11 protein-coding genes are annotated in these 13,976 nt (G+C 49.1%); 7 read left to right on the top strand and 4 right to left on the bottom strand.

The annotated features are described in order from the left end of the window. Positions 1 to 26: 26 nt before the first annotated feature. Genes iadA through KI228_RS18080 form a run of 3 tightly spaced genes read right to left on the bottom strand, consistent with a single transcriptional unit; the run spans position 27 to position 2,351 of the window. The gene (iadA, locus tag KI228_RS18090; RefSeq protein ID WP_044254084.1) at positions 27 to 1,193 is read right to left on the bottom strand and encodes a beta-aspartyl-peptidase; all 1,167 of its coding nucleotides are present in this window, start codon (positions 1,191 to 1,193) and stop codon (positions 27 to 29) included. 13 nt (positions 1,194 to 1,206) lie between these two features. Beyond that, positions 1,207 to 1,668: a YjiG family protein gene (locus tag KI228_RS18085; protein WP_042999410.1), complete on the bottom strand. Its 462-nt coding sequence runs from the start codon at positions 1,666 to 1,668 to the stop codon at positions 1,207 to 1,209. Then, the gene (locus KI228_RS18080; RefSeq protein WP_042999411.1) at positions 1,665 to 2,351 is read right to left on the bottom strand and encodes a nucleoside recognition domain-containing protein; all 687 of its coding nucleotides are present in this window, start codon (positions 2,349 to 2,351) and stop codon (positions 1,665 to 1,667) included. Before KI228_RS18080 ends, KI228_RS18085 begins: the two co-directional genes overlap by 4 nt. 469 nt (positions 2,352 to 2,820) lie before the next feature. Here KI228_RS18080 and evgA point away from each other — a divergent pair, with 469 nt between their 5' ends. From evgA to KI228_RS18045, 7 genes are all read left to right on the top strand, one after another. Continuing rightward, the gene (gene evgA, locus KI228_RS18075) at positions 2,821 to 3,450 is read left to right on the top strand and encodes an acid-sensing system DNA-binding response regulator EvgA (RefSeq protein WP_042999412.1); all 630 of its coding nucleotides are present in this window, start codon (positions 2,821 to 2,823) and stop codon (positions 3,448 to 3,450) included. Beyond that, entirely contained in the window at positions 3,447 to 6,635 is a 3,189-nt protein-coding gene (locus KI228_RS18070) for a transporter substrate-binding domain-containing protein (protein ID WP_224267559.1), read from the top strand. The genes evgA and KI228_RS18070 overlap by 4 nt, the downstream gene beginning before the upstream one ends. A gap of 460 nt (positions 6,636 to 7,095) precedes the next feature. Beyond that, entirely contained in the window at positions 7,096 to 7,605 is a 510-nt protein-coding gene (locus tag KI228_RS18065; RefSeq protein WP_141227642.1) for a helix-turn-helix transcriptional regulator, read from the top strand. 132 nt (positions 7,606 to 7,737) lie between these two features. Next, complete coding sequence (locus KI228_RS18060) at positions 7,738 to 8,256, top strand: fimbrial protein (protein WP_042999413.1); 519 nt, start codon at positions 7,738 to 7,740, stop codon at positions 8,254 to 8,256. 44 nt (positions 8,257 to 8,300) lie between these two features. Continuing rightward, on the top strand, positions 8,301 to 8,978 hold the full coding sequence (locus KI228_RS18055) for a fimbrial biogenesis chaperone (protein WP_042999414.1): 678 nt from the start codon (positions 8,301 to 8,303) through the stop codon (positions 8,976 to 8,978). A gap of 65 nt (positions 8,979 to 9,043) precedes the next feature. Further along, positions 9,044 to 11,491 (top strand): fimbria/pilus outer membrane usher protein, encoded by a 2,448-nt coding sequence (locus tag KI228_RS18050; RefSeq protein WP_224267558.1) that lies wholly within the window; start codon positions 9,044 to 9,046, stop codon positions 11,489 to 11,491. 12 nt (positions 11,492 to 11,503) lie between these two features. Beyond that, on the top strand, positions 11,504 to 12,517 hold the full coding sequence (locus KI228_RS18045; RefSeq protein ID WP_044254094.1) for a fimbrial protein: 1,014 nt from the start codon (positions 11,504 to 11,506) through the stop codon (positions 12,515 to 12,517). Between the two features lie 150 nt (positions 12,518 to 12,667). Here the strand turns inward: KI228_RS18045 and KI228_RS18040 are convergent, their stop codons facing one another. Continuing rightward, on the bottom strand, positions 12,668 to 13,966 hold the full coding sequence (locus tag KI228_RS18040) for an anaerobic C4-dicarboxylate transporter (protein WP_061069624.1): 1,299 nt from the start codon (positions 13,964 to 13,966) through the stop codon (positions 12,668 to 12,670). Positions 13,967 to 13,976 lie beyond the last annotated feature (10 nt).

The raw sequence follows: 13,976 nt of genomic DNA, 5'->3' as shown, positions 1-13,976 counted from the left end.
TTCACACGGCTGACAACCGATTGCGCTTACTCGAAAGTACCCTTCACGCAGGCTTTCCCGTCAACCACCATGCGTTTGCCGTGAGCATAAACCTGCTCAATACACAATTCCGGCGTCATCACCAGCAGGTCGGCATCCTTACCGGGGGCGATTTCGCCTTTAGTGGACAGGTTAAGAAAGGTAGCCACACTGGTCGTCAGCGGACGCAGTGCGTCGGTCAGGGTAAATCCGTAATCGTTGATTAGCGATTGTACGGTTTCAAGCAAGCTCTCGAAGCCCGCCACGCCAATTCCGGTGAGTTTTCCGGCATCATCAAACAACGGCTGACTACCATTACCATCAGAACTGACCGTTATCCGGGCAAGCGGTACACCGGCTTTGACTGCGCGAGCAACCCCCTCAGCCGGTGCAACCGGATCGGGGATACCGCTGGTGATGTCGATGGTGCCGCCCTTGAGCGCAAAGGCCAGTGCTTCTTCGAACAACGCCTCATTGCGGTTTACGTGGGTGGGAAGCAGCTTACTCATCGGCACATCGCTATTTTCGAGAATGTCGTACAGCGGTTTGAGCCCCTTTTTACTGTCGCCCATATGGAACACGCTGACACCCGGTTTGCCGCCCAGCAGGCCACCCACACGAGATTCTGCTGCCATGTTTGCCAGTTGATAATCGCCAGGCGCGGCAGAGCGGTGGTCAGAGACGGCGCATTTTACGCCGATAACGCGATCGATCAGCGCCACATCTTTTTCGACGGAACCGGTGATCGTCGGTGAAGGGACATGATAAGCGCCGGTTAGCATCCAGGCGGTGATCCCTTCTTCATTCAGCGCCCGGGTTTTCGCCAGCAGTGATTCCGGATGACGGGTTACGGAGTCGGTGCCGAGCAAACCAATGACGGTCGTGACCCCGGCTTCGGTCAGTCTGCTCAGTCTGACTTCTGGTGTTCGGGTCGTGGGGCCCGCTTCACCACCGCCACCAATCAGGTGTACATGCTGATCGATAAAGCCAGGACACAGGATCCGTCCCTGGAGATTGATAACCTTACAATCCGGCACAATGTGAGGCGAGATATCGCGTGCAACGGCAATAATCTTGCCGTTGGCGAGAAACACGTCGCAAATCCCCTGATCTTCAGGGGTATAAAGGTGCGCACCTTGCAGTAACGTAAATTCTGCGAAGGATAAATCAGGCATGATAATTCCCTTTTTAAACAATAAGCTGCATAACCCAGATCGACAGTAATGCGTTGATGGCACATACCGCAATGATGTGGGGGTAATATTTGGCGTTCACTTCGGCGGTACCGAGGCAGCGACCCACGTTTTGTACCGGGTTACCCATCAGGTATATCGCCGGGAGCAGAACCGTGACGTCGTGACCATTTAATGCTCCTGCAGTGAGCAGACTGGCGGAAACGCCTACCGCGCCGCCCATACTCATCAGCGACGCTAACAGCACGGTGGCGGCTTCACCAGGAAGTCCCCAAAGTGCCATGACGGGCTGACAAATGTGTCCAACCCAGTCAAGTAAACCGGTGATTTTCAGCGCCTGAATAATGACGAACGCCATCACCACGTTTGGCAGCAGGTTAGTGGTGGCAATTGTAAAGCCGCGGCGGGCACCGTCGATAAACATGTCCATGACATTTTTGCGTACCTGAGTGGTCATGCTTGTGCTCCTTGCGTTGGGTTACGGCGTTCTTCAAAGTTGATCCAGATACGTAGCAGGTTGGCGCCGACAAATTTAAACACCAGAATCACGGCCAGCGGGACGATAACAGACGTTCCCAGAAACGCGAAGACGGCAACGCCTGAGGAAAAATAGTTGGTAATAATCGCGCTGCCGCTGGTCTGGTATGCGGCAAAAATGACTTTATCGCGCTCGGTGATTTCACCATCCTGCGCCAGTTCTTTCGTCATACCTGCAGCCGCATCGGTATTTTGTAAGTTAGCGATAAGCGCCAGCGAGCAGATGCCCGGAATGCCCAACAGCGGCTTCAGGATCGGCGTCATCAGTTGTTGCGCCGCACGCAATCCGCCAAGACCGTCGGTGATAGAAATAATGCCCAGTGACAAAATGACTGACGGCGCAAGTTCGAGCGCGAAAAGAAAACCATCTTTTGCGCCCGTACCGCCCGCGCCCCGGAAGGTGACGGTCGTTTGTGCCGCGCCATTCGCGATCTGGCCAAACGAACCGTTCAGCACGCTAAAATCAAAAACACGCCACCAACCTTCCGTTCCGGAAAATACGCCGGAAAAGAAAATGATGGTCAGAAAAAATGCCAGATATCCCTTAAGTCCGACCTTTTCTGTTGCAAGCGGCAGCGCCGCCTGTTCCCCTTGTTGCGCCATAGCGAACCCCGTTATTTTTTTGATAATGTGTGTTTGTTGCGACAGGCCAGAAGTGGCCCGAACTCAATGACCTTACCAGCCATAGGGATATGGGGAAAATGCCAGAATGTTTCGCGCTATGCGTTTCTTGCATAGGGTGACAGAAATATCAGGATTAAAACGACCCGCCAATTTCTGCCTCGTTTTAACATTGCCAGATAATTTCTTTTCCATTTTTGTAAGGATAGTGGATTCAACGGCATGGTTTTAAACATTCAGAACATCGCTTCATGATGTGCAATAGCCTCAGTCATCACGATCGCATATGAGTGAGTATCCAGTGAAATATATACAGCCAGGGTGGGGGAAGTGATGAGAACAGTGAAGTACTCCGCACGACAAAGGTTAATGTAGAGGGTAATCTACCGTATCGTTTACGCTATTATTAATGACATAGCGTGTTTAGAACATCACGATCTTTGGGGGAATTATGAGTGGAATGCGTTCCCGCACGGCAATTATCGTGGACGACCATCCTCTGGCGCGTATGGCTATTCGTGGTGTACTGGAGAAAGATCGCGTTACGGTTCTCGGAGAGTATGAGGACGGGGCGATTGCGCTGAAGAGTTTGCTAAAAACGACTGCGGATATTGTGGTTATTGACGTTGAGATCCCCGGCGTCAATGGGGTAGAGCTGGTGGAGAAACTCAGAGCGAATCACTATCACGGCGTGTTAGTGGTCGTCTCAGCGAAAAACGATCGTTACTTCAGCAAGCGCTGTGCACAGGCGGGAGCGAACGCGTTTATCAGTAAAAAGCAGAACATGGATAATATCCTGGCGGCCATTAATGCCGCACAGAATGGGTATACCTATTTTCCATTTTTCTCCGAAGAAGCCTCCGAAATCCTCACCGATGCGCAGCGTCTGGAATCCCTTTCGACACAAGAGATGAAAGTTATGGGGCATGTGCTTAACGGTCTGGACAATTCGCAAATTGGTGAGGCGATGCATATTAGTGGTAAAACCGTCAGTACTTATAAAACGCGGCTCATGGAAAAACTCGGCTGTAAATCATTAATCGAACTGCTCTCGTTTGCTCATCAGAATAAGCTGACATGATGATAAATAAATGGCTGATGGCGGTGCTCATTATTTTATCCATCGGCGGGCGTGCTGTTTACGCACAACTAAGACTTCCCGTTGAGCTGGAACTATCAGGATTCAATTATATATCGCCTGTACCGGTTTATTTGAGTGAGGATGACAAACGCTGGTTGCAGCAGAAAAAAAGTCTCAGAGTCGCCGTTTATGAGCCCGTTCAGCCGCCGCTTGTTATGACAACGCTGACTGGACGTTATCGGGGAATGAATGCTGATTATCTGGCATTGATTCAACATTCCCTTAATACACGAATAAGTGTGATGGCGTATCCGGATCAGGCTGACGCTGTTGAGGCGTTAAAAAAGGGAGAGGTCGATATGGTATTGACCGGGCTGGAGAGTCAATCCTGGCGTGAAGCAAGTGTTCAGGTTTCTCTGCCACTGATTCATTCCTGGCCCAATTTAGTCACCTCTCTTGGCAACGTTATGGCGCCATTGCAGAGCGCACAACGTACGGGGGTAGCGATTGTTAATCACTATCCAGATGTCGATTTTATCCGCCAGTCCTTTCCCGATGCCGAGATCGATAACTATGGCAGTTACCAGGAAGCGCTGAATTCTGTTAATAATGGGCGCAATGCCTGGTTTTTCGGCGATTCACTCACGACCAGCACCTGGCTTTCCCAGGAGTTCAGTCTTGCGCTGACAACGGTGAAGTATTGGCCTGCGCCACAGAGAAAGAGCTACTTTTTATTTTTGCCCGCACAGCAACGGCTGCGGGAAATTGTGAACAATACCCTTAGCGCAATTGATGAAAACATCCATGGGCAAATTGCCCAGTCGATGATTGATAAAGGCAATCTCTCCTTCCTGATTGAACCTCTGGACCTGACGCCACGCGAAAAGCAGTGGTTAAATAATCACAAAACACTCCGTGTGATTATCAATCCCTGGTTTGCCCCTTACACGATGGTTGATGGAAGCCAGCAAACGCGGGGTATTGTTGGCGATGTCCTTAATTTGATTGGCTTACAAACGGGTATTCAGTTTGAGACGGTGGTCGTCAAATCGAATAAAGAGATGGTCGCAGAGATGAAGAAAGGTAACTGGCATATTGTGCAGGCAGCTACCTATGATCTCAGCCGAGAAGATTATCTCTCTTTTACGCATCCATTTATCACCACACAGTTCGTGGCCGTGATCAGAAAAGAGGAAAGTAAAGAGCATGCGCTGCGGCCCGGTAACCATGTTGCAATCAGCGCCGATCACACTTTACTGGCCACACTGAAGGCGAAATATTCAGGCATTGTGTGGGAAGAGGTGGAAAATTCCAGCGTGGCATTGAATCTGGTCGCAACAGGAAAAGTGGATGCCGCCATTTCGAATCAGCTGACCGCGCGTTATCTGAGCGAGCATTACTATCCCGATCAGCTTTCCTGGATACCGCTTACCGGAGAAGAACCCGCGGCAATCAGTTTCGCGGTGCCCCGCTCTGAGCCGGAGTTACGGCAAATTCTGGATAAAGCGTTAGATGATATTCCGCAAAAAGAGGTCCTGCAGATCGTCAGTAAATGGATTCGTCTGCCGGATGTCAAAATAGATACCTGGGAATTATATAACAGGCCTTTTTATCTGGTGGCTACCTTAGCGTCGTTACTGGTACTCAGCACCTTGTTATGGGCAGTCTATCTGGTGCGGGAAGTTCGTATCAGAAAACGTTCTCAACGCTTACTGCAAGAGGAACGAAACCGGGCTCTCAGGGCCAATGAAGAGAAGCGGGAATTTCTTTCTCACATGAGCCATGAGATACGAACCCCGGTAAGTGCCATTATGGGATTTCTTGAACTCCTGCAATTTTCTCCTGCGAAGTTTAGCCCGGAAGATAAAGCATCAGTGGACCAGGCGGCCCAGGCCTCACGTTCGTTATTAAAACTTATTGGCGAGATCCTCGATCTGGAGAAGATCGAATCGGGCTTATTAGAGACCGTTCCCCAGTGGAAATATCCGGACAGCCTGATACAAGACAGCATTGCATTATTCAGCGCGCTGGCGGCGCAAAAAGGGATCGCGCTACGTTACGATTCTCGTTTAGAGGCACGCGAGGCGATGCGACTGGATCCCCAATTACTGGGGCAGGTTCTCACCAATATTATCGGTAACGCGGTGAAATTTACCGAACGTGGTGATGTGCGAATTTCTGCGGTCAAGCATGAGCAAACGCTGGTGATCTCGGTGCGTGATTCTGGGCCGGGAATGAGCGAAGAAGAACAACGTCGTTTATTCACCGCCTTTAGCCAGGGAATAGCGGGAGAACATCACCGCGGTTCGGGGCTCGGATTAGCCATTAGTCGGGGATTAATGAGGCAAATGGGAGGGACAATCGAACTGCAAAGTGAGGTGAATCGGGGGACGACCGTTACGTTGAGCCTGCCAGTCCAGACGTCGTTTGATATCACGCCTACCGTTGCGGACGTTGACGCGCCTCTGCCAGTATTGCAAGGAACAACACTCCGGGTATTAATCGCGGATGACCTTCCTTTCAGCCGATTACTTTTGAAACGTCAGCTTATGACGCTGGGTATCATCGCTGATGAAGCCGACAATGGCGAGATTGCATTGCATTATCTTCAGCAAGGAAATTATGACTTGTTGATTACCGATCTCAATATGCCGGTTATGGATGGTATTGAGCTTGCCCGCCAGGTCAGAAAAAGTAATACGACGCTTGTCATCTGGGGGCTCACGGCAACGGCGCAGGAGCACGAGCGCGAACGTTGTCTGTCGGCGGGCATGAATGCTTGTCTTTTCAAACCCATCACGTTGTCACAACTCTCTCATTTACTCTCCGGCGTCAGTGATACCCACGACACGGCATTTGATCTCGAAAGACTGGCGATGCTGGCGCAAGGGAATCGGGCATTGATGCTTCGCGCATTAAAAGATGCGCAGGAAGAAAATCGCTGTGATTTAACGGCGGCTTATAACGCCAGTGAGTCTGGTGATTATCGTCTGGTTAAACATCATATTCATCGCATTAACGGGACTGCTCAGTTATTGGGGGTTGAGACTTTAATGAAGGCTTCACAGTCTCTGGAGGATAAACTCCCGGACGCAATGACTGTCACCGAACTGCCTGCTGAGCTTGAGTATATCCAGACACTACTGGACGAGCTGGAGCAGGCAATCGAGAAATTCACACCTTAATTTCCCTTCCTACACGTGTAGGTGGTGCCTGACAGAATAATAAGGCACCGCTGATGTTGCTCCTGTGTTAACCAGGTAAAATAAGCCCTGTTCCAACAGAATAAAATTAGTTAATTAAACCTGGTATATTTCCTAAGAAAAATCCATGTTTTGGTTTATTACAAGTTTCAACTATCAAACCTGCCTGAATCATTAAACTAAACCTATCCATATAGCTAGTGTTTAATTCTGTTTTTTGTTGCATATTCTGGGTTTTTGTTTTGATAAAAATAGCCAGGTGTGGATCGTTGTTCTTTTGAAAGTAAAAAGTTAGTAGAAACGATCGTTTTTATGTTTTCTTACGAAATCCACGACTTTTGTGATGTCATGCTGAATTATTTTCTGTAAATTTTACAGCGAAACATGTGGCGACTTACAGACGTTAAAACAGCAAGCAGGAAGTGTCGAAAAGGGAAGTTCTATGAAATTGTCAGACTCCGTTTTTTCTGATGATTATTTTTTTATTGTCGGCATAAGTGCGTTGTTAACGCCGGAGTTAATTGATGAAAATTACACTATAGTCGATGTCGATGAGTCGCTCCTTCAACGGAGTACAGAGTATTTGTTTCCTGGCAGGAAGATCATTGCATTTATCACCAATGATCTCGACTACTACGCGTTATGCCATTTGAGAGATATAACTTTCATTGATAAGAGACGCCGGATAAATGAAATCCTCTCATGCCTGTTTGTCAATGACTCCAGGTATGCTTATCGGGTGAAATACACGCTTTCATTCCGGGAAAGTGAAGTTCTTGATTGTATACAAAAAGGAATGGAGGCGAATGAGATTGGTGAGTTATTGGGCATGTCGATGAAGACATTCTATGCACACCGTCGCAGTCTGATATTTAAACTTCAACTCGGTAATCGTGTATCTCTGTATCGAAATATCGCGCGAATAAGAATGTGCAAACCCATGTGTTCATGAGCCTGACCTTACATAAATTGTTGCGTTAATGTCGGGAAACGAGAATATGCAGAGGAGGTGAGTGCAGAAATAATTGTTTTTAACATCAACGCTTTTAATTAAATATTAACTTAATTATCAGGATTTTACGATATGAAAAAATTAGCACTGATTTCTGCGATTTTATCGCTGTCTGCTCTACAGGCGACATATGCAGCCGATGGCGTAATTAACTTTAACGGAACCATTACGGGAACGGCGTGTGTGGTGGATCCTTCCGCGATTTCACAACCCGTTGAGCTTGGAACCGTTTCAACGGCGGCATTTTCTGGTGGAAGTGGTGCAACAGCTGCCGCTAAGCGCTTCAACATTGTGCTGAAATCCTGTCCGGCAAGTGTAACCAGCGCCAGTGTTCGATTTGACGGTACCACCAATACGACTAACCCTTCGATTCTGGCGTTGACCACAGGTCAGACTGCGACAAATGTTGGCGTCGCTATTTATGAACAGGACAGCGCGACATTGATCCCGGTCGGTACTTCTTCGGCTAGCGTGGCATTGCAGGAAGACATCGACAATACGTTGACCTATTTCGCGAAATATATGGCCACAGGCGTTGTCGGAGCAGGGTCGGCCAAGTCGTCAACCTCTTTCACCGTAACTTATCAGTAAAAGCAGGGCCACTCGTGGCCCTGAGTAATTAAGCAGGAATTCTCATGTTTCAGCAATTATATAACACGGTTGCTATAGGGATGATATTTATCTCAACAGCGGCAATTAGTGGTGTTGAAATAGGCGGTACTCGTCTTATTTATAATGGTAATGCCAGTCAGGCTGCAATCAGTGTTAAAAATCCGGACAATAAACCGTATTTAATTCAGTCATGGGTGAGTAAAAGTGAAAATGGTGATGAGAGTGGTAGCGAATTCACTACTACACCACCTTTGTTTAAATTAAATCCAAATGCGCAGAACTCTGTTCGCGTCATGTTGGCTGAAAATAACTTACCAACCGACAGAGAAAGCGTTTACTGGCTGAATATCAAAGCGATTCCCTCATCCTCACCGGATGCGAAAAATGAATTGTTGATCGCGGTAAAAAGCAAAATGAAGCTGTTTTATCGTCCCACCGGGTTAAAAGGCGATCCGTCATTGGCATACCAGCAGTTAATTTTTTCACGTGAGGGTGGGAAATTAACTGTAAATAATCCAACGCCTTATAGCGTGTCGCTCAATGAAATAAAGGTGAACGGCAAGACGATCACTAAGCCTCCAATGGTATTACCATTTCAAACCGTCACGCTACCCCTATCGGGGATAAACGGCGGTGACGTATCGTGGCGTGCGATTAATGATTTTGGAGGCGTCACGACTGAACAAAAAGTTAAAATGTAGGTTAAATGCTTATGCTCCAGCTCAATACGGTTTCAGGTTTTGCAACGTTAACGAAATTATCAGTCATGGTCTATCTGTTTACACAAGCATCAACCGTGTTGGCTGAGGATTATTTTTCACCCGATCTCATTGAAACCCGAGGGAATATTCCACGTGATATTGATATCTCCCGTTTCAGCAAAACTGACGGACAGGTTCCCGGTATTTATCACATTGATGTCTATCTGAACGGAAATTATATCGAATCTCGTGATATCAGCTTTCTGGGTAAAGAGAGTGAATTGGCACCATCCTTAACCTACGCCGATTTCGTGAAATGGGGTGTGAAGCGTAACGCACAGCCTGATTGGATGAGTATGGAGGATTCCGCGACCATCGATAATATTGGTGCGTTACTCCCCGGGAGCCAACTCAATTTTCAGTTTGATGGGATGCGTCTGGATATTTCGGTGCCGCAAGAATATATGCAGCGCGATCCACGCGGCTCCGTTGCACCGGAACAGTGGGACGATGGACTGAATATGCTGTTCCTGAATTATAACTTCTCTGCTGCCAACAGCCATGGCAAGGGAGATTCGCGTAATGACAGCTATCTAAACCTGCGTAGTGGGATTAACGTCGGTCCCTGGCGGTTGCGTAATTACTCGACATATAACAATAACGAAGGGGACGGGCGCTGGAATACCCTCAGCACGTCACTGGAGCGTGATATTAAAGTGCTGAAAAGCCAGTTCAGTATGGGGGATGGTTATACGCAGTCTGGTGTATTCGACAGTGTTCACTTCCGTGGCGCGCAAATTTATTCGGATGACACCATGTTGCCGGAAAGCGTTCGGGGGTTTGCGCCTGTAGTCCGTGGCATTGCGCAAAGTAACGCACAAGTCACCATTCGTCAGGGCGGGAATATTATCTGGCAGTCTTATGTTCCGCCAGGCCCGTTTGTGATTGATGATCTCTATCCTACTGCTGCCAGCGGTGATCTTACCGTGGTTATGCGTGAGGCAGATGGTTCGGTGCATCAGTTTATTCAGCCATTTTCGGCTGTGCCGATCATGCAGCGTGAGGGCCAGTTTAAATATGCTCTGGCAGTGGGAAAATATCGTGCATCAAACAGTACAGATAAAGAACCGGATTTTCTTCAGACCACAATGAGCTACGGGTTGCCGTGGGACACCACAATATATGGCGGCACGCTGGCGTCGAGAGATTACCAGGCCGGGGCTATTGGTATCGGCAAAGGATTGGGCGATTTCGGTTCGTTCTCTTTTGACACTACCTTTGCTCATACGCAGATGCCAGGCAAAACGGAAGGTGGTATCTCGCTTCGCGCGCAGTATGCCAAAGATTTTTCATCAACGGGCACCTCGCTGAGTCTGATGGGATATCGGTATTCCTCTTCCGGCTTTCATGATTTTCAGGAAGCGAATGGTGATGTCAATAAATACCGGATGGCGAGCGATAACGTTCTGGAAGGCAATGACTGGCGTTATCAGCGTAACAAACGCAGTAAGGCACAGGTGACATTGAACCAGCAGCTTGGCGATTTCGGGAATATCAACCTTTCGGCCTGGCACCAGGACTATTGGGGCGGTGATACCGAGCGTAACGTCAGTCTGGGTTACAACACCAGTATTAACAATATTAATTATGGCCTGAACTATAGCTATTCCCGTGGTCCCTGGCACAACGACAACGATCATATCGTCTCTTTTACGATGCAGATTCCGTTCTCACGTTTCTTGCCAAACAGTTGGATGACGCTATCGGCAAACGCGAATAAAAAAGGCGACGCCACTTCACAGGTTGGGCTGTCCGGTACCGCGCTGGAAGACAACAATCTGAACTGGAACGTACAGCAGGGATACAACAGTAAGGGTGCAGATGTGACGGGCAGTGCGTCGGCGAATTCTAAGGGCCGGCATGGTGAATATCAGCTTGGTTATAACTACTCTCGCGATAATCGTCAGGTCTCGGTTGGCGCAATGGGGGGACTGGTGGTTCATCCGTATGGCGTCTCCGCGACTCAACCTCTTGGCGAGACAATGGCGTTGGTGAAGGCCGAGAATGCCGCTGATGTGAAAGTGGCGAATAACAGCGGCATTTACACAGACAGTAAAGGTTTTGCCGTTGTGCCGTACGTTGCGCCATATCGACAGAACAGTCTGACGCTAAATACCGACAGGTTGAACAACAATACGGATGTGTTGAATGACACGCAGACCGTCGTACCAACAAAAGGCGCGCTGACCCTGGCCGATTTCCCGACCGTTACCGGCTACCGAATCCTGCTGCAATTGACGGGCAAAACGATTCCGTTTGGGGCGACGGCCACAATTAACCATCGCGACAATACACCAGAAGGGATTGTTGACGATCGTCAGCGAGTCTGGTTTAGCGGCGCACCGGAAAAAGGCTCCGTGGTGGTGAACTGGGCTGGGGAAAGTTGTCTGGCACATTATCAGATTGCGCAGGCTTCTGACAAAACGCATAACGTCACCGCGGAGTGCAGGTAAGTGGAGAGTAAGATGAATCGAATTATAGTGAGTTTATTGTGGGTAGCTCTGGGACTGTTTTCACGGACTACGCTGGCGTGGGATTGTTCGACGGTCACGCCATCAACAACCTTATCGCCGCAGAATATCACTATCTCCAGGGATCTGCCGGTGGGGGCCGTTATTGGTACGCAGATGATGACGCCGACAGTGAATGCGTTCAGTTGTTTTGATTCAGCGGACGGGGTTATTTCCAATCAAACATTTGGCGTAAAGGCGATAGGTACCTTCGATTCGATGGTCAATGGGGTACGGGTCTATAAAACCAACGTTGACGGTATTGGCTATGCGATTTCCGGCTCGACGGCAAAGTGTGCCGGAGGGAATGCCGCCGTAACGGGGGCGAATACGATTCGGGGCGATATTAACACCGCCAGGCTTTGTCAAAATACCACGGGAATGATAAGTCCCGGATTGAATGGTTCGGTCACGGTGACATTTTATAAAACGGCGACGGAGACCGGTTCTGGTACGATATCGGCAAGAATGGTGGGGTCGTTGATATTGCTGAATAACTCGCTGCTCTGGCAATCCCCAGAAGCCGCAGTCAATATCAATGCGTTCACGGTGACCACGCCAGCCTGCAAACTGACCACGGCATCCATCCCTGTCGATATGAAAGAGGTTGATAAAAACGCCTTTAATGGCAAAGGAACGACGCCGGGAGAGACATATACCCAGTCATTCAATTTGCCGATGACCTGCAATGCCGGAACCGCCGTCAGCGTCAGGATGGAAGGCGATATTAATGACGCAACGAAAGGCGTCATCAATACGACCAGCGGGAGTAACGCCGCCACAGGGGTCGGGATCCAACTGCTTTATAACAACCAGCCAATGAGGTTGGGCTCCGATGTGGCGGCTGGGACATCGAGCACAGGGGGCGGTTTCACGGTCCCGCTTAAGGCGCGTTACTACCAGACGGGCGATCACATCACCACAGGGACGGCTAATGGCGTACTGTCTTTTACGATGACATACCAGTAGTTGCCGAATAACTAACATATGGATGAATAGCAGAACAGATTAACCTCAACCTGTTCTGCTGTTCATCACGACATATTTAATACGGTTACGTTGGTGATGTCGTGGGGGATAGAGAAAGCCGCCAACGGCAGGTCTGTTCTGTCTTCGCCATTACAAAATCATCTGTGCCAGTAAAAAGCCAAATGGTACCGAGAAGATAATCGATAAACATCCCGGCAGGAAGAAGGGGTGATTAACGATCTTTGAGCCATTCCAGCGCGAACTGAGAAATGAACCCGTATCATCAGTGGCTATCGCAAACGCGGTTGTCGGGTAAATATTCGTGATATAAAGTGCGCTGACCGCGACAAAACTGGCTAATATTGCCTCCGGGCTAATTCCGATGGAGGCGGCGATAGGCATCAGCAATGCGCTGGTTGCCCCCTGGCTAAACAGCATGGCGCTGGTACAGAAAAATATCGCCGCCAGTAAGAACGGCCAGGCGCGTAATATGTCGCTGGCTTCCATTTTGATCTCATCGATATGGGCACCGATCAGCGTGCTGCTAAGCCAGACAATCCCTAATACAACCACCAGTGATTCCGCGCCGGATTTAAATATCGGTGAGTTCTTCAGCTCTTTCATGTCCAGCTTGCAGGTGAAAATAATGATCGTGGACACGACAAACATCGTAATAATGATTAAGTCGCGGGAATTAATGGTATGCCCAATCAGGGATTTAAACAGCAGCATACAGACCACGAAGACCACTCCCACCAGGAATATGGCGACTGAGGATTTTGCTCCGGCGGGAATAGGGCGGCTGGCCTGTTTATTCAGCACAATTTTATTTTCCTGCATGATTTTTTGACACACAGGATCGTCGGCCAGTTTGGCACCTTGTCTGCTGGCAATGTACGCCGCGATCAGCATGGCAAATAACGCGGTGGGCAGGATAATCAGCATTGCGTCGCCGAAGCTCACGCCCATCACCTCAACGGTGCCGTACATAATCGCCGTGGCGGCAGAGATCGGGGAGGCGGTAATCCCGAGTTGCGAAGCCACAACCGCAGAGCTTAACGGCTGGCTGGGTCGGATACCGTTGTCTTTCGCCACTTCCTGAATCACGTTCATCACCGACATGGCGGTATAACCAGTACCGGACAGTACCGTCAGAATAAACGTTACGGTGGGGGCAAGAATATTAAGATAGCCGGGATTATGGCGCAGTAATTTTTCGGTCAGGGTGACGAGATAATCCATTCCGCCGGCCTGTTGCATGGCTGAGAGCGCCACAATGGTAGACAGAATAATCAGCATTACGTCGACAGGTGGAGAACCTGCCGGAACGCCAAAAATAAATACCGAAATCGCTAATCCGATCCCGCCGGCAAACCCGACGCCAATTCCGCCCCAGCGGGCGGCAAGCATGATGGTTCCCAGTAATAAAACGACATGTAATATCACCATATAATTAACC

This window comes from Citrobacter amalonaticus, from assembly GCF_018323885.1.
GTDB classification, from domain to species: domain Bacteria; phylum Pseudomonadota; class Gammaproteobacteria; order Enterobacterales; family Enterobacteriaceae; genus Citrobacter_A; species Citrobacter_A amalonaticus.
This window is presented reverse-complemented; position numbering and strand designations above follow the sequence as displayed.